Annotated in this window: 19 protein-coding genes and 1 tRNA gene; 14 read left to right on the top strand and 6 right to left on the bottom strand. The window is 37.5% G+C overall.

What is annotated here, in order from left to right; genetic code table 11:
* Nucleotides 1-39 precede the first annotated feature (39 nt).
* A complete protein-coding gene (locus tag A7Q09_RS10560; RefSeq protein ID WP_166791972.1) occupies nucleotides 40-195 on the top strand; it encodes a hypothetical protein in 156 nt (51 codons plus the stop codon).
* Nucleotides 196-342: 147 nt separating this feature from the next.
* Here the strand turns inward: A7Q09_RS10560 and A7Q09_RS09100 are convergent.
* Nucleotides 343-420: transfer RNA gene (locus A7Q09_RS09100), tRNA-Pro, on the bottom strand.
* 353 nt (nucleotides 421-773) lie between these two features.
* Between A7Q09_RS09100 and sufC the strand changes: the two genes are divergently transcribed.
* Genes sufC through sufT form a run of 4 tightly spaced genes read left to right on the top strand, consistent with a single transcriptional unit; the run spans nucleotide 774 to nucleotide 4,927 of the window.
* Nucleotides 774-1,532 carry a Fe-S cluster assembly ATPase SufC gene (gene sufC / locus A7Q09_RS09095; protein ID WP_134391140.1) on the top strand — a complete coding sequence of 253 codons (759 nt, stop codon included), beginning with the start codon at nucleotides 774-776 and terminating at the stop codon, nucleotides 1,530-1,532.
* Between the two features lie 42 nt (nucleotides 1,533-1,574).
* Nucleotides 1,575-2,999, top strand: a complete 1,425-nt coding sequence (gene sufB / locus A7Q09_RS09090; protein ID WP_134391139.1) for a Fe-S cluster assembly protein SufB — start codon at nucleotides 1,575-1,577, stop codon at nucleotides 2,997-2,999.
* 56 nt (nucleotides 3,000-3,055) lie between these two features.
* Nucleotides 3,056-4,339, top strand: a complete 1,284-nt coding sequence (locus A7Q09_RS09085) for a SufD family Fe-S cluster assembly protein (RefSeq protein ID WP_244228634.1) — start codon at nucleotides 3,056-3,058, stop codon at nucleotides 4,337-4,339.
* A 33-nt stretch (nucleotides 4,340-4,372) separates the two neighbouring features.
* Entirely contained in the window at nucleotides 4,373-4,927 is a 555-nt protein-coding gene (gene sufT, locus A7Q09_RS09080; protein WP_134391137.1) for a putative Fe-S cluster assembly protein SufT, read from the top strand.
* 22 nt (nucleotides 4,928-4,949) lie between these two features.
* Here sufT and A7Q09_RS09075 read toward each other — a convergent pair whose 3' ends face one another.
* Together A7Q09_RS09075 and A7Q09_RS09070 are read right to left on the bottom strand one after the other, a co-directional pair.
* On the bottom strand, nucleotides 4,950-6,236 hold the full coding sequence (locus tag A7Q09_RS09075; RefSeq protein WP_134391136.1) for an N-acetylmuramoyl-L-alanine amidase: 1,287 nt from the start codon (nucleotides 6,234-6,236) through the stop codon (nucleotides 4,950-4,952).
* A 28-nt stretch (nucleotides 6,237-6,264) separates the two neighbouring features.
* Complete coding sequence (locus tag A7Q09_RS09070) at nucleotides 6,265-6,843, bottom strand: hypothetical protein (protein ID WP_134391135.1); 579 nt, start codon at nucleotides 6,841-6,843, stop codon at nucleotides 6,265-6,267.
* Nucleotides 6,844-6,929: 86 nt separating this feature from the next.
* Here A7Q09_RS09070 and A7Q09_RS09065 point away from each other — a divergent pair, with 86 nt between their 5' ends.
* The gene (locus A7Q09_RS09065) at nucleotides 6,930-8,105 is read left to right on the top strand and encodes a complex I NDUFA9 subunit family protein (RefSeq protein WP_244228633.1); all 1,176 of its coding nucleotides are present in this window, start codon (nucleotides 6,930-6,932) and stop codon (nucleotides 8,103-8,105) included.
* 5 nt (nucleotides 8,106-8,110) lie between these two features.
* On the opposite strand, the gene A7Q09_RS09060 is transcribed toward A7Q09_RS09065, so the two are convergent.
* Both A7Q09_RS09060 and epsC read right to left on the bottom strand, forming a co-directional pair.
* Nucleotides 8,111-9,247, bottom strand: a complete 1,137-nt coding sequence (locus A7Q09_RS09060; protein ID WP_134391134.1) for a cysteine desulfurase family protein — start codon at nucleotides 9,245-9,247, stop codon at nucleotides 8,111-8,113.
* 15 nt (nucleotides 9,248-9,262) lie between these two features.
* Complete coding sequence (gene epsC / locus A7Q09_RS09055) at nucleotides 9,263-10,135, bottom strand: serine O-acetyltransferase EpsC (RefSeq protein WP_134391133.1); 873 nt, start codon at nucleotides 10,133-10,135, stop codon at nucleotides 9,263-9,265.
* Nucleotides 10,136-10,273: 138 nt separating this feature from the next.
* Between epsC and aroE the strand changes: the two genes are divergently transcribed.
* The 7 genes from aroE (at nucleotide 10,274) to A7Q09_RS09020 (ending at nucleotide 16,734) form a co-directional block, all read left to right on the top strand.
* Nucleotides 10,274-11,161, top strand: a complete 888-nt coding sequence (gene aroE, locus A7Q09_RS09050) for a shikimate dehydrogenase (protein WP_134391132.1) — start codon at nucleotides 10,274-10,276, stop codon at nucleotides 11,159-11,161.
* Nucleotides 11,162-11,486: 325 nt separating this feature from the next.
* Complete coding sequence (gene dnaA, locus A7Q09_RS09045; RefSeq protein ID WP_134391131.1) at nucleotides 11,487-12,842, top strand: chromosomal replication initiator protein DnaA; 1,356 nt, start codon at nucleotides 11,487-11,489, stop codon at nucleotides 12,840-12,842.
* A 209-nt stretch (nucleotides 12,843-13,051) separates the two neighbouring features.
* The gene (gene dnaN, locus A7Q09_RS09040; RefSeq protein ID WP_134391130.1) at nucleotides 13,052-14,167 is read left to right on the top strand and encodes a DNA polymerase III subunit beta; all 1,116 of its coding nucleotides are present in this window, start codon (nucleotides 13,052-13,054) and stop codon (nucleotides 14,165-14,167) included.
* A 12-nt stretch (nucleotides 14,168-14,179) separates the two neighbouring features.
* Nucleotides 14,180-14,566, top strand: a complete 387-nt coding sequence (locus A7Q09_RS09035) for a hypothetical protein (protein WP_134391129.1) — start codon at nucleotides 14,180-14,182, stop codon at nucleotides 14,564-14,566.
* A 34-nt stretch (nucleotides 14,567-14,600) separates the two neighbouring features.
* The gene (gene lspA, locus A7Q09_RS09030; RefSeq protein ID WP_134391128.1) at nucleotides 14,601-15,152 is read left to right on the top strand and encodes a signal peptidase II; all 552 of its coding nucleotides are present in this window, start codon (nucleotides 14,601-14,603) and stop codon (nucleotides 15,150-15,152) included.
* A gap of 8 nt (nucleotides 15,153-15,160) precedes the next feature.
* Nucleotides 15,161-16,087: a quinolinate synthase NadA gene (nadA, locus tag A7Q09_RS09025; protein ID WP_134391127.1), complete on the top strand. Its 927-nt coding sequence runs from the start codon at nucleotides 15,161-15,163 to the stop codon at nucleotides 16,085-16,087.
* Between the two features lie 38 nt (nucleotides 16,088-16,125).
* Nucleotides 16,126-16,734 carry an RNA ligase partner protein gene (locus A7Q09_RS09020; RefSeq protein WP_134391126.1) on the top strand — a complete coding sequence of 203 codons (609 nt, stop codon included), beginning with the start codon at nucleotides 16,126-16,128 and terminating at the stop codon, nucleotides 16,732-16,734.
* Here the strand turns inward: A7Q09_RS09020 and A7Q09_RS09015 are convergent.
* Entirely contained in the window at nucleotides 16,696-17,796 is a 1,101-nt protein-coding gene (locus tag A7Q09_RS09015) for an RNA ligase (protein WP_134391125.1), read from the bottom strand. The genes A7Q09_RS09020 and A7Q09_RS09015 overlap by 39 nt on opposite strands.
* A 300-nt stretch (nucleotides 17,797-18,096) precedes the next feature.
* On the opposite strand from A7Q09_RS09015, the gene A7Q09_RS09010 reads away from it, so the two are divergent.
* A complete protein-coding gene (locus A7Q09_RS09010; protein ID WP_134391124.1) occupies nucleotides 18,097-19,386 on the top strand; it encodes a UDP-glucose/GDP-mannose dehydrogenase family protein in 1,290 nt (429 codons plus the stop codon).
* Nucleotide 19,387: the final 1 nt, after the last annotated feature.

Raw genomic sequence — 19,387 nt, 5'->3', positions numbered from 1 at the left:
TTGAAATGCAGCGAATGCCCAGCGGCAATAACGGCATCAATGGATACAGCAACAGCGGAACTTATCGTTATTATCATTGCCTCAAATAACTTGGTCCTTGCTTGTAGAGAGGCAAAAGGGAAACAAAATTGGATCAATCCATTGAGAGAATGGATTTTATCCGCTCTCCTCACACTGAAAAACTGCCTTCGTTAAACGATTTTGATGAAACCAAATCGTATATAAAATTGGACCAAGTCGACGCCTGTTGGACAAAACACTAACTTCTGATTTTCAAAAGCTCTTCTCTCTGGGAAAGCAAACGCGTAAATATCTTCCTCTAGAAACGTTAAAAGGCTTTTTTGGTCGGGGCGACAGGATTTGAACCTGCGACTCCCTGCTCCCAAAGCAGGTGCTCTAGCCAGGCTGAGCTACGCCCCGTTGTCTCCCATCTTTCCTAAAAAGGGTCCCCTCCTCATACCCTACATCCACACACTGAACAGGTGACTTGGCTAGAAGAATAGAATCGGTTGGCCAACCCTCTAAAACTTTGCGCGTGGAGTTAGCATGCTTTATATTATCCGATCGTCAAGCAAAAACAATAACCTCATTGTTTAGAAAAAGAAAAAGAGAAAAAATATAATAAATAAAAATGATAAAGTAATTTCTTTTGTAATGTTATTTTCTATACATTGTACATAATTGTAGTATTTCTTCCATTCAAAATTAAGAAAAAACCTGAATAATTAGAGGAAAAACTTGGCATGCTTTTAGCTCTATAGTAGGAATAGATTATGAGCTTAAAAATAGAAAATCTTCACGGAGGCATTGGAGGAAAAGAGATTGTTAAAGGCGTATCTTTGGAAATCAATCCAGGAGAAGTTCATGCTATCATGGGGCCGAATGGGTCAGGAAAAAGCACCCTTTCAAAATTGTTAACGGGACATCCCGATTATGAAGTCTATTCGGGAACAGTATTGTTGGATGGAGAACCCATCCTTGATCTTGCCCCAGATGAAAGGTCGAGAAAGGGATTGTTTATGGCCTTTCAATATCCTTGTGAGATTCCTGGAGTGACGGTAGCTAACTTTCTTCGTGCGGCTTTACAAGCAAGGCTTCCTGAAGGAAAGACGCTTAACATCACCGATTTTTACAAAGAGCTGTATGCCGCTATGGAAAAACTAGCTATGGATAGGAAATTTAGTTCCCGATATGTTAACGAAGGTTTTTCTGGAGGAGAAAAAAAGAGGAGCGAAATTCTTCAAATGGCTATCTTAAAACCAAAGTATGCTATTCTTGATGAAACGGATAGTGGTTTAGACATTGACGCCCTTAAAATCGTTGCTAACGGAGTGAATTCCTTGAAAGGCCCTCATATGGGTATTTTACTCATTACCCATTATCAAAGACTTCTTAATTATATTTTTCCAGATCGTGTCCATGTAATGGTCAATGGAAGGATAGTGGAAAGTGGAACAAAGGAGCTAGCTTTAAAACTAGAAGAAAAAGGATACAGCCAATTTGAAGAAGAATTGGCAGTGCAAACTCCATAAAGTTGAACTACATTTCATTATAAACAAAAAAGGGGGAAACCTATGCAGACTGTAAAAGAAATGAATAAAGAAGAGGTTGTGTCAATCAATTCCCTTGTAGAGGATTTCTCTTATGATATTGAGTATTCTTATGATGCTGGCATAGGGCTAAATGAAAAAACCATTGATTATATTTGCGATGTAAAAAATGACCCCGATTGGATCCGTGCTTTTAGGAAAAGAGCCCTTCATATTTTTCTCCAAAAGCCTTTGCCTGTGCATTGGGCAAGCAAAGAGCTCGAAAAAATTGATTTTGATAAAATCCGCTATTATCTAGCCTACAACAAGGCTCCTCAAAGAAGTTGGGACGATGTGCCTGAGGAAGTTAAAAAAACCTTTGAAAGATTGGGGATTCCGGAGCAGGAAAGAAAGTTTCTTGCTGGCGTTGAAGCTCAATTTGACAGCGAATCTGCTTATTCCAACATCAAAGAATCATTAAGTAAACAAGGGGTTATATTTGTTGGCAGCACAGAGGGATTACACAAATATCCAGAAATTTTTCGAAAGTGGTTTGCTAAAGTTATACCCCCAGCCGATAATAAGTTTGCGGCTTTGAATAGTGCCGTCTTCAGTGGTGGAAGCTTTATATATGTCCCTCCAGGAGTTAAAGTTCAACAGCCGCTTCAAGCTTATTTCAGAATCAATGCCGAAAGTTTTGGTCAGTTTGAAAGAACTCTTATCATTGCTGATGAAGGATCAGAAGTGACATACATGGAGGGATGTACGGCGCCTCGGTTTGAAACCTCCACCTTACACAGTGCTGTCGTTGAGTTGGTCGCCATGCCTGGTGCAAAAATTCAATATATAACGGTCCAAAATTGGAGTTCGAATGTTTTCAATCTAGTAACCAAAAGAGCCATTGCCATGGAAGAAGCCGAAGTCCGATGGCTCGACTGCAACATCGGCTCCCGCTTGACAATGAAATATCCAGGGGTTGTCCTTAAGGGGAGAAAAGCGAGGGGAGAGGTCCTTAGCATTGCGCTAGCAAATAGTGGTCAGCATCAAGATACAGGTGCAAAAATGTATCATGCTGCCGATGAAACCACCAGTAATATTATTTCCAAGAGCATTAGTATTGGCTCAGGAAGAGCCAGTTACCGAGGGCTTGTTAGCATGCCTAATCATTTAAAAAATTGTAAGAATAATACCGAATGTGATGCCTTACTTATTAACTCCTCTTCACGGACAGACACTTATCCAGCAATAACAGTGATTGGCAATAAAAATGCCACTCAACATGAAGCAACTGTTAGTAAGATCAGTGCTGAACAACTCTTTTATATGCAACAACGTGGACTACCTGAAGATGAAGCTATGAGCTTATCAGTTAACGGATTTATCAATGAACTAGTGAGAGAATTTCCCATGGAATATAGTGTAGAATTAAAAAGGTTGATCGATTTGGAAATGGAAGGTTCTGTTGGTTAGGCTTCCTTAAAGATCTGTCATTCTAATAGACAATGGAGTAGTTTCCCATGCACCTTATGCAAAAGAACTCTGTAGTAACCAAGGCAGAAAAAAATATCATCCCTTCCTGGTGGGAAGATGTCCGAAGGCAAGCCCTTTTGGACTATGAGAGGCTTTCCCCTCCACAAAAAAAAGATGAAAAATGGCGATTTACCACTATAGAGAAAGTAAAATGGGAAGGTTACCCTCCAGAGATTCCAGTGAGTCCTTCGGATCTAGACAAGATCTGTCAATTCTTCCCTTATGAAAATTCACTTGGTTCGATTGTCTACGGAAATGATACCTTGCTTTTTTATTCTCCAATCTCTGAAAAACTTCAAAAAATGGGAGTCATTTTCTCTCCTTTATTTGACGCCATAACCTTATATCCTGACCTCTTAAAAGAGTACATTTTTAAAGAAAAACTTTCTATGGGGAGTGACAAATTAGAAGCTCTCCATCGATCGAATACTCTATCTGGCGTTTTTCTTTATGTTCCTAAATATGTTGAAATTCAGGAATTTTTTGAAGTATGGTTTTGGCTTTCTGAGCCTAACACAGGAACCTATCCACACTGCTTATTCGTTTTGGAAGAAGGTAGTAAGGCAAGAGTACAATTAAATTTTAGATCTATCAATGAGAGAGGAGGCTTTAGTTGCTCAGCAATAGAAAGTTACCTTCGGCAATCATCTCATTTCGAACTTGTCTCTGTACAACAATGGGCCAAAGAGGTTAATTCTTTTCTATTCAGCCTTACCGATGTTGGCCAAGACGCTCAAAGTTCTTCTCTCTACGTCAATGTTGGAGGGGCATACAATCGATTTGAAGGCAAAACACGCCTCAGTGGTGCCGGAGGCTCAGCCGAAGTTCTTTCAGCTACTATAGCAAAGAATAATCAAGAATTTGATCAACGAACCCTCCAGATTCATTCCGCTCCTTATACAACCAGTAATCTATTGTTTAAAAATGTATTGTTTGATTCAGCAAAAACTATTTTTTCTGGCATGATCGATGTTTCTCCAGAGGCACAGAAAACGGATGCCTATCAAAGTAATAAAAATTTGATATTGGGAGAAAACGCTGAAGCCAATTCCTTACCTGGTCTTGAAATTATGGCCGATGATGTTCGATGCACTCATGGAGCGACAACTGGAAGCTTAGCAAAAGAAGAACTATTTTATAGTCAACAAAGAGGGATACCCAAAGTGGTTTTTGAAAAGCTTTATTCGGTTGGGTTTCTTGCTGAGTGTGCCCAAAGATTAAAAAATACGCAAATAGCTGATCGAATTCTTGACTTTTTCCACAGTTGCTTGCAAGTATAAACCAAAGGTGTTATCTATACTCTATACTGTGAAATGAACCTGAACAGTTCCCAATCCAAGTTGACCAGAGATCTAGAAGCTATTCTCATTCCCAGCGGCGAAAAAGTACAGCTTCAGAAGGATAAACCCTTCCAGATTACCCAATCCTTGGGAGGCTCATATACTCTCCTTTATGATAATAGGCTATTGGTGAGAGTTGACTCTAAAGATGCCGATGCCCTTGGAATCCAACAAGAGCTTTCTTCCCAGAAAGAGATTTTAAGCGAACATGAAGAACTGACCGAAGAAATTATATACAGCCGCCTAAAAGAAGTCTACGACCCAGAAATTCCTGTAAACATTGTAGATCTTGGATTAGTATACGACTGTCAAATTAAAAGTAAAGAAGACGGTAGTTATTCAGTAGCTGTTAAGATGACATTGACTGCACCTGGATGTGGCATGGGGACTATTTTAGCACAAAACGCTCAATCAAGAATCCTTGAAATACCAGCTGTTTCAGAAGCCCAAGTGGACTTGGTTTGGGACCCTCCATGGAATCCCAGTATGATTAGCGAGGAAGGAAAAATGATCCTTGGTTTGGTTTAAGAGAACCGTTTTTTTCTTGTTCCTATTCTTGAACAACAATTCCTTGCTTGGATGTAGCCCAGGATATTATTCCCTGAGTGATGATTTCTGCATACTCAACAAAAATGCTTTTAACAGATTTTCCATTTATATTTTTATTGCCATCATAATCCCCAGCAATGATCCTATCATAGGAATCATGGGAGTTCATATACGGACCCTCAATAAACACAACTGGGCTATGATAGATTCGATTAGCCAATAAATTTCTTGCAAAAACATAAGGACTTTTCCCGACTTTATAGGCTGCCGACCAATTCGTATACGTTTCAGGTGGGAAGTTCCATACGACTTCCATTTCTTTGGCTACAGCTTCAGAAATTTCCAACTCAGGTAGAGCTGTCCGAGACAAAAGCTTGTAGAGCATATCCCATTTCTGATCATCAAAAACTAGCTCTTCCTCCGAATAATTTCCATTAACGAATACCACCAGTTTACTTTTGGGAACAAGCTCTTCCCGTGTTGGATGGTCTGACCATTTGTCGGCATTGAAATGGACACAAATTGTTATATCCGGCCTCAAACGATCCACTATCTCGGCTCTCGCTCTTATTTCTGCATTTCTATAGAAAAGTCTTTCAGCGGTTAATGAAATTTTTTTCTCTATTTCATCTGAAAAACGATATGGCAGATTGTCTTGGTTTTCGAATGGAAAAAGAAGCGCAATGGCGTCCTTCCTTAGATTGGCTGGCCGTAGTTCTGTCACAGGCTCATAATCTTTTTTTGTCCAGACAACTCTTGCTCCAGCATCTTCCAACAATTTCGCTGCTCTTTTACAAACATTCATATTGAGCTCAGCTTCTATGACAGGAGGATCAGAACCAATTTGAAAAAACCTTTCTTCCATTTTCGCCCATTTCCCTCCAATATGTCCGGGATCCAAGCAGATAATGAGGCCTTTTAGTGGCTTAGTTTCTAGAGGCTCTTCTCCTCTAGTTTTTATATTAGATACCCAATTTGCCTTTAGAGGCACCTGTGATTCTGGATCGGGAGCAAGTCGCAATCGATATAACAGTTCGTTATGCTCCGTATCTGAATATATAGTTACTTCGTTGCCATTAATGATTGTATATCGCCAAAAGGATCCACTTGGAGAATAAAGCGTGTTTATCAATTGAACAAACTCATCCCTTGTAATGGTTTCTTGAAATTGATCTAGACGTGACCAATCAGGAGAGGGGGCAAGGGGAGATAATTTTTGCACAGCAAAAAGAGGGATCAAACTCTGAAAGAAAAAAAAAACAATCGCTAGAAATAACCCATTTTGCATAATACCTCAACCATCGATGGTGCCTCTATCAATGTAAAACTTTTGAAAAATTTAGTTTCATCTTATATACCTTGCCGGTGATTGCCCCTATAATAACATAGCCAATGGAGTGCTCCAGCCCGTTTTTGTCTGCAAAAAAGTCCAGAATCCAACACGCTTCTTCATGCTCTTTAAGTGAGGCGAGCCGAAAGGTTACTGTGCTCAGCCTAACGGCTTTAAACATCTCGTTAGATTTTGTGGCAATGTCTAAAGCTCTATTCGAGTCTATTTTTAACTTAGAAGGATTAATCGTATTTTCTTTTTTATAAGGCAAAAGGTGTAAGTTTCCAAGGGAAAAAAGACCATCTTTAATTTCCGTTACCTGTCCTCCAGCAACTGTAATTTGTTCGGAATGGGACCATGAATGCGGATTCCAATAAATAAACTGCCAACTGACTGGAGTTAAAGTTGTAGGACTGCGTTGGCCAATGATTCCATACAAATACTGTTTGGAATCTGGACTGACTTGCTTTTCAGCAATTCTAAGGGCTTCAAAAGCCGTAGGAGTTTTTGCATATAAAAAAAGAGGATAGAATAAAAAGGCAAAAAGGAGTATCGATCGTTTCATGTTTTTTTCTTTCCTTTATATAGAGATTAGAATTTCGCTCACTCAATAACAAAGAAACAAAAAGATCATAAGCAAAAGTAATAAAGATGGAAAAGTTTCTTTTTTATTTAGTCCTTGATTTACACTATTTTTTTATCGATTCCTTTGAAATTTATATTCAAGCTATGGCAACCATACTAGTCACCGGAGGCACAGGATTTATTGGTAAAAGTATCGTCAAGCTTCTTTGCCAGCTAGGATATAAGGTGAGAGTGTCGACTCGGAATTTAAAGCAAATAAAAGCGCTTTACGAGCTATCTTGTGAATTCTTAGCGGGAGATCTTTCGGATCTGTCTTTTGCTAGAAAATGCTGTTCGGGAGTCGATGCCGTTATTCATTTGGTAGGAATTATTGTTGAGCAGGGGCAGGATACTTTCAAGAAAGTGCATGTTCAAATTACCAAAAACATGATTCAAGCTTCTAAGGAAAACGGAGTGAAACGATTTCTTCATATGAGTGCATTAGGGACTCGTCCTAATGCGAGAAGCCGTTATCATCAAACAAAATGGACTGCCGAAGAACTGGTAAGAAATAGCGAGCTGGATTGGACAATTTTTCAGCCCTCTGTTGTCTTTGGAATTGGAGATGACTTTACAAAAAGATTATATAAAATGCTTTTTTTTCAAAATAATCCTCTGCTGTTATTCCCATTGATTGATGGTGGAAAAAGCAAGCTTCAACCTATATTCGTTGAAAATGTAGCAGAAGCCTTTGTTCGGGCCATCCCCAATCCTAACACCTTTCATAAAACCTACACACTTACTGGGCCTGAGGTCTACTCTTTAAAAGAAATTCTATTATTGATTTTAGATCAAGGTCAGATACCCTACAAAATTGAATCTTTCCCCTTTTATACCCTATCAAGAATTGCGATGGCACTCTTAAGCTTTTTAGTTTATCCTCTTATCGGTCTTAAGGCCTTAATTGAACATTGGCATGGAGACTTTTGGGCTCCATATCTGCTTTCTTGGCTTTTCCTCACACTGCTGTTTCGTAAGAGTATAGAAAAGAGATTACTATTTAATGTGCCTTCTGCTGTTGCTTTACCTCTTGTGAGAATTGTTGAAAAACTGATCAAAAACCCACCTATAACTAAGGAAATGCTTGTGATGCTGCAAGAAGACTCCATTGCTGATAGCTCTGAAACAATTAAAGAACTTGACCTTCAATTGGTATCTTTTACAACGGTTCTTCCTGATATCATCAATGCAATGGCTATATAAAAGTTTCAAGACAATGCTTTTTGTTGTGAGAGAACTACCTCTCTAATTCTTTGGGCTGCTTCGGTAATTTCTTCTTCCGTGGTAAATTTTCCGATAGAAAATCGAACCGAAGAGATGGCTTGAGAAGACCCATATCCCATCGCCATAAGGACATGAGAAGGCTGACTGCTGCCAGACATACAGGCTGAGCCGCTAGATGCTGCAATGCCGGCAAGATCAAGCCCTATTAAAAGATCATGTCCACTGAGTCCTGAAAAGAGGACAAGAAGCGTATTAGGTACCCTACGATTGGGATCTCCAACACGCTCTATACCTGGAAGATCAGCTAGGGATTCCCACAGTCTTTCGATGAGTCGAAATTGTCTTTCCTTTTGTTCCTCCATCTCTAGGAGAGAAATTTCTAAAGCTTTTGCAAGTCCAATGATTCCTAACAAATTCTCTGTCCCCCCTCTCTTTCCTTTTTCTTGATTGCCGCCATAGATCAGTCTTTCAAAAGGAACCCCTTCTTTGATAAAAAGGATTCCTACTCCCTTGGGTCCATAAAATTTATGAGCTGAAAGGCTAGCCAAAGACAATCCTTTTATATCTATGGGAACTTTACCGATGCTCTGGACAATGTCGGAATGAAAAAAAATTTCTTTTTGTTTGCACAGATTCGCTATTTCTTCAATTGGCTGGCAGACACCTGTCTCATTGTTTGCCGATTGGATAGAAACAAGAATAGTTTGATCTGTAAGGTAAGAAGCTAATTTTTCTACATCGACTATCCCTTGCTTAGAACAGGGAACGAAACTGATTTTGCATCCATTTTTTTCTAAGTAAGAGGCTGTTTCTAAAACAGCATGATGCTCTATTGCCGATAGAACAATATGGTTTTTCTTTTTCTTGTTTCCATAGACAACCCCCATGAGAGCCAAGGAATCACTTTCTGAACCTCCAGAAGTAAAAATAATTTCCTTGCTTTTAACTCCAAGAAGCTGGGCCACTTTTTCACGGGCTTTTTCTATGAGAAAGCGCGCCTGTCTGCCCTCTTCATGGATGCTGGAAGGATTACCCATGACGGTCATCCCAGAGGCTATTTCTTTGATAACCTTTGGATCCATAGGGGTTGAGGCATTGTAGTCAAGGTAAATGCGTTTCATTACCTATCTTTTTAGCTATTCGTTCTTGGTTCTTACGCGAATTTCTTGATTTACGAGAGTGACAATCGAATTGGGAGCGACTGGATGTGTCAACCAGACATTACCGCCTATGATGCTGCCTGCCCCTATTACTGTTTCTCCTCCAAGAATGGTCGCTCCTGGATAGATAGTTACATAATCTTCAATTGTAGGATGCCTTTTTTGTCCACGCAATTTTCTTCCACCCTTGGTGGATCGAGCGCCAAGAGTAACTCCATGGTAAATTTTCACATGATGTCCAATTTTGCAGGTTTCCCCTATGACAATACCCGTTCCATGGTCTATGAAAAAATCTGAACCAATCTCGGCTCCAGGATGGATGTCAATTCCTGTTCTTGCATGTGCCCATTCGGTCATCATCCTTGGAATCAATGCTACATTTTCCTGATAAAGCACATGAGCTAATCTATAGACAGCTATGGCTTCAATTCCTGGATATGCCAAAAGTACTTCTTCAATGCTTGCTGAAGCTGGATCTCCTTCATAGGTGGCTTTTAGATCTGTAGCTAAAATCTTTCTGATTTCTGGAAGTTTAGATAAAAATCTCTGGCATATTGAGGCAGCGGTTTGATCCTTTATAGGAGAGAAAAGCAAGCTTTTTTCCAGCTCCGCTAGTAAAGCTTGATACACTCTTTTTAAAACTTCCAAACAAAACGCTCCTACTTTGTCCTGAGAAAGAGAAAGAGAAATATAAAATCCAGGAAATATAAGACTTAGAAGGTCTTCAGTGAGTTTTGAGACGGCTTTTTTTGAAGGGAGATTCTTCCCATCAGCACAGTTGATTCCGCCATGAATCTTATAAGAGGTAAGAAGCTCCTCTAAAATCAAATTGAAAGAAAAATTTTCCATTTTTTCCCCTTATCTATTAAAATCTAATTTGATCCTAATGAAAACTTTCAATTTTTAGCTATCGCTATTCCATCTATTCTCCATCATATTAGCTATTAGTAGCTATTATTCATTGGAAAATATTGTTTGTTTTTTACTATGAGGGACCAAAAATATTTTACTTTGGAAACAATTGCTGCTTTTCATCCAACAAAACCTAGTTATGCAGTCTTAGGAAAACCAATTGCTCACTCCTTATCTCCCATTTTCCAAAAGGCGGCCTTTGAAAAATTATCCATCGATTCAGAATACATACGTATGGAAGTTTCAGAAGAAGAATTAGAAGAGGCGGTAGGCCTTTTGGTTAAAAAAGGTTTTTTAGGTTGGAATTGTACTTCCCCTCTTAAAAAAAGGATGATGGAGTTGTGTAACCAATTGGACCATTCGGCAATAGCTCTTGGATCAGTCAACACCGTGAAAAGAAGGGAAAATGTGTTATTGGGCTTTAATACCGACGGCCTCGGATGGGTAAAGGATGTTAAAAAAAACTTCTTTATTGACTTCCAAAAGTTATCCATTACCATATTAGGCACTGGAGGGGCAGGGAAAGCTATTGCCATACAATCAGCCAGAGAAGGTGTCCAAAAACTCATATTAGTAAATAGAACTTATGGTAATGCTTTAAATTTAGCAAATCTTTTAGAAAGTCAGTACAAAACTAAAGTTCAAGTATTGGCTTTAACGGAAGCTAATGTCAAAAAAGCAATTGAGCAAAGCGAGCTTTTTGTTCAAGCCCTCCCTTTTCAACATTTTAACTCTCTTGGATTTCATTGGGAGAATATTCTGCGGGCTGGAATCCTTCTTTATGATCTTTTATACTTTCCAAATCCCACCCCCCTTGAATCAATAGCAAAAAAATTAGGTTGCAAGGCATTAAATGGCTTGGGGATGCTTATCGAACAGGGTGCTCTTTCATTTTCAATATGGACCGGCCTTCCTGCACCTATTGAAATAATGAAAAAATCAGTGGCTTCTTCTGAAGCTTAAATATTTGATTTAGAAAAGGGAAAAACCTAAAAGGCTTTTTCTATCGGAAGATAGAAAAAAATTATTCATGTCAATATTTAAAAAATTTATTTTTTTAAAATGTCAATTTTCTTGTGAGAGAAAAAAATTTTAAAAAGAATAAAAAATCCATTCAAAGAAAACATAATGATAATGTGAATAACTTTAGTTACCATTTCTATTTTTTGTCATTAAGCAAATATTTTCCTTATAAAAAAAATATTTAGGCTATGATTATTAATGAGTTATAAAAATTGAGACAAAACAACATATCTGAGAAATAAAAAAAAATAATTGTTAATAACTTGTGAATAAAGTGGCTACTGAATATCATTCTCTTTGGAATGGCATTTGTTTAGAACTTCAAAAAGTAATATCCAGAGAAGCGATCGAAAAATGGTTTTATCCCATAGAATTGATAGGAATAGAGAATGATATTTTAATACTGAAGGCTCCCGATCCGATTTATCAATATTGGATAGAAGAAAATTATTTACCCCAAGTTATCGGTGCTTCTTCTAGGATTCTTGGCAAAAATCTGAAGGTCTCTTTTTATCATGATCAAAAGCAAATGGGGATAATAGAAAAATCTACTAAAGAGCCTATTCAAGAGGAAAAATCAGTCATTGAATCAAAAGGATTAAATTTAAAATTTTCCTTTGAAAACTTCGTAGTAGGACCAAATTGTGAGTTTGCTGCAGCAGCTGCAAAAGCAGTAGCGGAATCTCCAGCCAAAGCTTATAATCCTCTTTTTTTATATGGAAAAGTTGGCTTAGGAAAGACACATCTGATGCAGGCTATAGGTAATTATATTTTTAAAAAGAATAAGAGAATCCTTCTTCAATACGTCACCTCGGAGCAGTTTACTAATGAATTTATTGAGGCTATACAAAAAGGAAATCTTGTGCAGTTTAGAAAAAAATATAGGCAAATCGATGTGCTTTTGATTGATGACATTCAATTCTTGGCTGGGAAAGAAAGATCACAAGAAGAATTTTTTCACACATTTAACTGCCTTTTTGATGGGAGCAAGCAAATTGTTTTAAGCGGAGATGAAGCTCCAAGTGCTCTTCAGAACCTGGAGAAAAGGCTTATATCAAGGTTTGAATGGGGATTGACAGCCGAAATACTTCCTCCTGGAATTGAGGTCAGATTAGCTATATTAAAAAATAAATTGAAAAATTATTCTATTTCTATCGAAGAAAAAATTTTGGAATTTATTGCAGAAAGAATAAAAACAAACGTGCGGCAACTGGAAGGAGCCTTAAATAGACTTTGTGCTTATATTTCCATTCATAAGCGGGAAATAGTTAGTTTGGAAGAAGTCGAATCGCTTCTCAAGGATCTTATTTCCATTCAACCATCAAAAACCATTACAATTGAAATGATTCAAAAAATGGTCTGTGAGGCTTATGATATTAGGTATTCGGATATGGTTTCAAAAAGAAGGATATCTTCGATAGCTTTTCCCAGAATGGTAGCTATGTATTTAGCTAGAAAGCTGACCAATTTTTCATTATCCCAGATCGGTGAAAGCTTTGGAGGAAGAGATCATGGAACAGTCCTCCATGCACAAAGAACCATTTCAGAAAAAATGACTCAAGATCCTGATCTAATGCAGCTGATAAAAAAAATCACCGAAAGATTAACTTCTTCTCAATAAAGTGTGAATGGTTGTGAAAAAAAGAGGTTTTTAAAAAAAAAATTTGCTTAAAGTATGAAATTATTAACAAGAATTGATAAAATATTCAAAATAAAAGAAGGGAACAAACTCCTTGTCTTATAATGATTAAGAAGCTCTTTCCCTTTTTTTATTATTCTTATGAATACTATGTATAAGAAAAAACAGAGTGTTATTATTGGAGAATAAGCATGAAATTTTGTGTGGATAAAAACCAATTCATTGAATCTTTATCGCTGATTCAAAGTATTATTAATCCTAGATCAACTCTTCCTATTCTTAGTCATTTGCATTTGACAGCACAGATTCCTGATTTGGTTGTTTTGTTTGCTACCGACCTACAAACAAGCTTAAAATTAAACCTAAAAGCAACGGTTACAGAAAATGGAATAACTACTTTGCCCGCCCGAAGACTATTGACCATTGTCAGAGAGCTAGAGTCAAATGAACTCACTCTAGAAACGGATTCCAATCACCTCACAACACTTTCTTCAGCCAATTGTTTATTTAAGTTACACGGGTTGCCAGAGGATGACTATCCAAAATTCTCTCCAGGAAAGTTTAACAATTCTATGGAAATGCCTCAAAGCAAATTACGGAAGATGCTGAAAATGGTCGAGTATGCCATGGCTGACGAAAGTAGGCCTGCATTAAATGGGGCGTGGTTTTCGGTCAAACCAGGTCGTTTTGAAGTGGCGGCTACCGATGGGAAAAGGTTAGCTTATGTTTTTGATGACTTTGAGACAGGTAGTTTGGAAGCTGAAGGGATTGTTCCAGCCAAAGCAATTTTAGAAATTTCTAGGATACTAGAAAATTCTGACAAGGCTCTAAAGATGTTTTTGGATCCAAATAAAATTTTTTTAGAATACGACAATATTCTCTTTTTTTCTAAACTCATCGAAGGCAAGTACCCTAATTTTAAACAGGTTATTCCTAAAGCTACAACAGAAAAAGCGGTTATCGATCGTAACAGCTTTATGCATTCTATCCGTAGGGTTTCCTCCATTGCTTCTAGTGGTTCTGGATCGATTCCAATTATCCTTAATTTCGTAGGGAATCAAGAATTAGTCCTTTCTTGTCAGGCTCCAGAAATTGGACAAGCCAAAGAAACCCTCATTATAAAAGAATTTAAAGGGGAGCCATTTTCAATTCCTTTTAATCCTTTCTATCTCTTGGATCCTTTAAAAGAAATGGAAAAAGAAGATGTCATTTTAGAATTTGTTAATCCTTCAACCAAAGGCAATCCATGCCTGATAACCGAAGGGACGAATTTTGTCTATGTTTTAATGCCAATTAAAAATCAATAAGAGCCTGCTTTTATGATACAACGGAGTGGATACATTGGTGTTTTCTTACAACCTTTTACAAAAGAAGAAATTGAGAAGTTTGTGGCACATTGGCTGGAGCGTTTTGAAAGAGTTGAGCAGGTAATTCCTGGACAGGGGAACTATACGTCAACTATGGTAATAGAAAAACTGGATGATATTTTTTATGAAGAACATCCGCAATTTCGAATCATTCAGGGGGATGAATTTGCTTGGGTATATCTTTCCAATAACCGACAAATCATTGAAACCACTAGCTTTTTCTCCGATCAAATTCCACTTAGTCTTGAAGTTCTTCTGGAATTACCGAATCTTGTAGAAGTCGTAGAAGAAACTAACGAGAAAAGACTGAAGGAACTTGAAGAAGATCATTATTTTTGATTATTTACTTTACCCCCAAATCCTATTTTTATCTATGAAGGGGTCTCCATCGACGTCATCTCATTATCTATCAGCCTTGAATAAACCGGAGATTTTCAAATGCTATTTATTCAAAGTCTTTTTCTTTATTCTAAACTTGAGTCTTTTTCTATTGCTTGATTGGATAACAAAATCTTGGGTTTCTTCTTTTTTTAGAAATTCCTTTAATAAACAATTAATTCCAGGTTTTTTAGATCTTGTCTTTGTTGAAAATACAGGTATTGCTTTTGGATTATTTGCTGGAAACAATGGATTTTGGGAATATTTTACACTATTATTAATTTTAATAGGCTTTATTTTTTTTAGAAAAAAAATTTTTACCAATATTTTTCATATGCTTGTTAGCTCTTTGATTTTTGCAGGTGCCTTAGGTAATTGGATAGATAGAGTGATTCATGGCCATGTGATCGATTTTATAGATGCTCATATTTTAGAGTATCATTGGCCAGCTTTTAATCTAGCTGATGCGTATCTGACTATCGGTTTTGTTTGTATTTTATTGGAATCGGCATTGTCTTCTAAAAGAACATTTAAAAAAACAACTTAAAACAAAAAATGGATTTAAGGGAAAAAAAAGAAACTGTTTTAAAACTTAAAAAAGAAAAGCGCGCTATTCTTTTGGCCCATAATTATCAGTTGCCTGAAATTCAGGAAGTAGCCGATTATATAGGGGATTCCCTAGGACTTTCTTTTAAAGCCAGGGATACTACGGCAGAACGGATTGTTTTTTGTGGGGTTCATTTTATGGCTGAAACAGCCAAGATATTAAACCCAAATAGAAAAGTAATCCTTCCTGATTTGGAAGCGGGTTGTTCTCTTTCGGATACATGTTCTTATGAAGAACTTCTTGAATACAAAATAAAAAATCCAGAGGTTTTTATTGTAGCTTATGTCAATACCTCTGCGGCGGTAAAATCACTAAGTGATTGTATTTGTACGTCTGCTAATGCCATAAAAATCATCGAAAAAGTCCCTCTTGATAAGAAAATTCTTTTCGTACCTGATCAAAATTTAGGGGAATGGGTACAAAGCAAGACGGGTAGACAGATGGACTTGTGGCCTGGAGAATGCTATGTGCATGTAGAATTTACGCATCAATCCCTCTTAAATTTGAAAAAAAATTATCCTACTGCTCCAATTGTGGCTCATCCGGAGTGTGAAAGAGCAGTAAGAATGCTTGCCGATGAGGTCTGTTCGACGGAACAGATGATCAGGTATTGTAGAAACCATCCGGCTAATACGTTTATAATTGTGACGGAGGTTGGGATGACCACTAGGCTTAAAAAAGAAATTCCAGAGAAGAATTTCATCCCGGCTTCGACACCCAGATGTGCTTGCTCTCAATGTAAGTTTATGAAAAAGATCACCATAGACAAGGTTATCTCTTCTCTTGAAAGGGATTATCCTGAGATTGATCTGCCAGAAGAAATCCGTAAAAAAGCTTTTATTCCTATTCAACAAATGTTGGAGTGGAGTGAATAAAAGAATCAAGATATAATGATCCTTAAGTACAGAAAAGAGTGAAAAAGTTTGTTCTGGATACAAGTGTCTTTACAAATCCAGATATTACGCAACAATTTGGAGAGGACGATCCAACGGTTTTTTCAAATTTTCTTTCCTTAGCGACCAAAGCCGATGCTCAATTTTTTATGCCCTCATCTGCCTATCAAGAACTGAAAATTATGAAAGGAGCCGGTTTTTTCTCTTCCGATTTTGAATTGACTGTCCACATTCGTTCTCCTCGAAAATTTAACCTGCTCATTCCAGGTTTCGTTCTTTATGATTTCATTGAAGAAATAAGGAAAAGAATTGATCATGGACTAAGGATAGCCGAGGAACATTTGAAACTTGCAGGGCCAAATGGAGGAAATCCCATTCCTTTTGATCAGTTGGTAAACCGCTTAAGAAATCGTTATCGCGAAGCCTTAAGACAAGGCATCCTTGATAGCAGGGAGGATGTGGATGTCATTCTTTTAGCTTATGAATTGGAAGGGATTTTAGTAACAGCTGATGAAGGCATGAAAAAATGGGCTGATAAGATGGGTATTGAAATAATGAATGCAAAATTTTTAAGAGATTGTTTAAAAAATCTAATCAAACCGGAGGGCTCCGGAGAGCCAGTTTCTTAAAGTGTCGCTAGTCGAAGGAAAAGTCTTTTCAAACTCCAAAACCCAATAGCTGTTCTCTTTGTATACTTTCTTTATGATTACATGCTCTTGATGTCCTGGAATATGTTTAAGATGTTCGATAAAATATTCAGCATTTTTCAATTCCCTAAATCGACATCGAAAAAATCGGGAGGATCGACCATCTGCTTGCACCTTTTTGAGTACTTCTTTGATTCCACAAACAAAGGCTTTTCCTAGTTTTTCTTCCCAGTTGTTTTCTTCGATCAGTCCCAGTTCTGTTAAAAATAACACGTACCGTATAATTCTATCGATAAAGTAGTTAGGGCTCACATCTAAAATCTTTTGAGAAAAAACGGCAATATCGTTCAAATCAGAATTTGCAGTGACGTATTTTGTGCGCCGGCCAAATGGTTCTTCTTTAAAAATAACCCCTTCTCTGTATTCGTTGTGAAGCGATAACAAGATTTTTTTTATTTGCCTCAAGTCTTCAGGTTGGTTTTCAAAAAGACCAAAATTCTTAACTGAAGGCAACGCATATCGACTAATAAGCTCATGTTTTTGTCGTTCAGGCAGAAATTCCATGGTGGAACCTTTTGCAATATCAAAAATAAAAAGCTTGATATCTTCAGAAACTAATGGGGTGGGTCCCTCAATGTAAGGACTTCCAGGCCCAGTAATTTCACCACATAAAACAAGATTGGGATGATCGATGAAAATATCTACATTGAGCAGATCCACTATTCTGTCCGTACTGAATGGGCAGATAAATCCTCCTCGAGTGGCACAATAAATTTGACCTTGATGGTGAAAAATCCGGACGTTATAACCGTCGACTTTTTCTTCCATCCAAAAGGAACCAGAAAATTGTTCTCGTAGTCCGGACTCCAAGGAGTTTATTCTTCCGATTTTAGGAAAACCTGCAATGATAAGATCTTTAAAAACAATGCTTCCCTCTGGCCATCCCCCATAGCTATTTGTCAATCTTATATAAGTCTTATCCTGAAATTTTCCTTGGACCCCCCTTTTTTTGGCAAGAATTTCTTCAATGAACAGTTCAAACATAAGAAAACTATAATAGGATGGAGCCGATTTTTTAAGGTTAATTGCTATCGTTGGGAATTTATTCTAGGAGAGAAATTTTTTTTAAGTTAAGGGAATAAAGCGGGTTTTTTAAAAATTAAAATTGCAAGATATCCGAAAATCACTATATCGTTTTTTTGGTTTTTTCCGCGTGTAAAAATTCACATTTAAAAAAAAGCTAAAATTATCTAAGAAAGACGATAAAAGGTGTCATGGGGTGAATTTTTGTCGACGACAAAAATCGACAGTATCCATCATCACATTCATTGGACAATTTAAAAAATGAAAATCTCAATCATAGGTTCCGGTTATGTGGGATTAACAACAGGAGCTTGCTTTGCTGATATCGGCCATGAGGTCATTTGCATAGACAATGATTCAAATAAAATAAAATCTCTCCTAGCAGGAAATATTCCTATTTATGAACCTGGCCTGGAAGAGCTGGTTAAAAAAAATGTTAAGAAGGGAACGCTTCATTTTACTGAGAGCATCGAGGAAGGGGTTGAAAAGAGTTTAGTCATTTTCATTGCAGTTCCTACCCCCCCCTTGGAAGATGGCAGTGTCGACATGACTTATATCGAAAAGGTCGCCAGACAAATTGCTGCTGTTTTAAAAGATTATAGAGTCATTGTTGATAAAAGTACTGTTCCAGTCAAGACCGGAGAAAAAGTCTATCAAACGATCAAAAGATATAATAGCCATAAAAGCGAATTTGATGTCGTAAGTAATCCTGAATTTTTGAGAGAGGGCGTTGCCATCCATGATTTGCTTCATCCTGACCGTGTTGTAATTGGTGCTACCAGTGAAAGAGCTATTAAAATAATGAAAGAAGTTTACGCTCCTTTTAAGGCTCCGATCCTCATCACAGATCTAAATTCCGCAGAACTTATCAAGCATGCCTCCAATAGTTTTCTTGCTTTAAAGATTTCGTATATCAATGCCTTATCAAGGATATGCGAAGCAGCTGGAGCCAATGTGCAAATGGTGGCAGAGGGAATGGGATTAGATCACAGAATAGGCAAGCATTTTCTTAAAGCTGGCATAGGGTGGGGAGGGTCCTGTTTCCCAAAGGATGTGGCTGCTTTTATTAAAATCTCACAGGAATTGGGCTATGATTTTAAGCTGCTCAAAGAAGTCTCTCAAATTAATAATGATCAAAAGGAAATATTTTTACGAAAAATTCGCAATGTTCTATGGGTATTAAAAGATAAAAGGATTGGCCTTTTGGGCTTAGCCTTTAAAAACAACACCGATGATGTAAGAAGTAGTGTTGCTATGGATCTTGCAAGAGTTTTTTTGAAAGAAGGAGCAATTGTGCAAGCTTTTGATCCAAAAGCTATGGGAAAGGCAAAAGAACTACTACCTTCGATTCATTATTGTTCCTCGGCTTTAGAGGTCGCTGAAGAAGCTGACTGCATAGTTCTTGCGACGGAATGGGAAGAGTTTATAAATCTAGATTGGAAATCGATGAAATCAAAAATGATCAGCCCGATCATTTTTGATGGTAGAAATCTACTCGACAAAAAAAAGATGATCGAGATGGGGTATCATTACGTTGGGGTTGGAAACTAAA

The organism is Methylacidiphilum sp. Yel, from assembly GCF_004421185.1.
In the GTDB taxonomy this organism is placed as follows: domain Bacteria; phylum Verrucomicrobiota; class Verrucomicrobiia; order Methylacidiphilales; family Methylacidiphilaceae; genus Methylacidiphilum.
The sequence above is the reverse complement of the archived record's forward strand: the minus strand, read 5'-3'. Positions and strand labels throughout refer to the sequence as shown.

What these genes read in the sequence shown, in the direction of transcription:
- A7Q09_RS10560 (WP_166791972.1), top strand. Translation starts at nt 40, where the DNA reads ATGGATACAGCAACAGCGGAACTTATCGTTATTATCATTGCCTCAAAT.
- sufC (WP_134391140.1), top strand. Translation starts at nt 774, where the DNA reads ATGAGCTTAAAAATAGAAAATCTTCACGGAGGCATTGGAGGAAAAGAG.
- sufB (WP_134391139.1), top strand. Translation starts at nt 1,575, where the DNA reads ATGCAGACTGTAAAAGAAATGAATAAAGAAGAGGTTGTGTCAATCAAT.
- A7Q09_RS09085 (WP_244228634.1), top strand. Translation starts at nt 3,056, where the DNA reads ATGCAAAAGAACTCTGTAGTAACCAAGGCAGAAAAAAATATCATCCCT.
- sufT (WP_134391137.1), top strand. Translation starts at nt 4,373, where the DNA reads ATGAACCTGAACAGTTCCCAATCCAAGTTGACCAGAGATCTAGAAGCT.
- A7Q09_RS09075 (WP_134391136.1), bottom strand. Translation starts at nt 6,236, where the DNA reads ATGCAAAATGGGTTATTTCTAGCGATTGTTTTTTTTTTCTTTCAGAGT.
- A7Q09_RS09070 (WP_134391135.1), bottom strand. Translation starts at nt 6,843, where the DNA reads ATGAAACGATCGATACTCCTTTTTGCCTTTTTATTCTATCCTCTTTTT.
- A7Q09_RS09065 (WP_244228633.1), top strand. Translation starts at nt 6,930, where the DNA reads ATGGAAAAGTTTCTTTTTTATTTAGTCCTTGATTTACACTATTTTTTT.
- A7Q09_RS09060 (WP_134391134.1), bottom strand. Translation starts at nt 9,247, where the DNA reads ATGAAACGCATTTACCTTGACTACAATGCCTCAACCCCTATGGATCCA.
- epsC (WP_134391133.1), bottom strand. Translation starts at nt 10,135, where the DNA reads ATGGAAAATTTTTCTTTCAATTTGATTTTAGAGGAGCTTCTTACCTCT.
- aroE (WP_134391132.1), top strand. Translation starts at nt 10,274, where the DNA reads ATGAGGGACCAAAAATATTTTACTTTGGAAACAATTGCTGCTTTTCAT.
- dnaN (WP_134391130.1), top strand. Translation starts at nt 13,052, where the DNA reads ATGAAATTTTGTGTGGATAAAAACCAATTCATTGAATCTTTATCGCTG.
- A7Q09_RS09035 (WP_134391129.1), top strand. Translation starts at nt 14,180, where the DNA reads ATGATACAACGGAGTGGATACATTGGTGTTTTCTTACAACCTTTTACA.
- lspA (WP_134391128.1), top strand. Translation starts at nt 14,601, where the DNA reads ATGAAGGGGTCTCCATCGACGTCATCTCATTATCTATCAGCCTTGAAT.
- nadA (WP_134391127.1), top strand. Translation starts at nt 15,161, where the DNA reads ATGGATTTAAGGGAAAAAAAAGAAACTGTTTTAAAACTTAAAAAAGAA.
- A7Q09_RS09015 (WP_134391125.1), bottom strand. Translation starts at nt 17,796, where the DNA reads ATGTTTGAACTGTTCATTGAAGAAATTCTTGCCAAAAAAAGGGGGGTC.
- A7Q09_RS09010 (WP_134391124.1), top strand. Translation starts at nt 18,097, where the DNA reads ATGAAAATCTCAATCATAGGTTCCGGTTATGTGGGATTAACAACAGGA.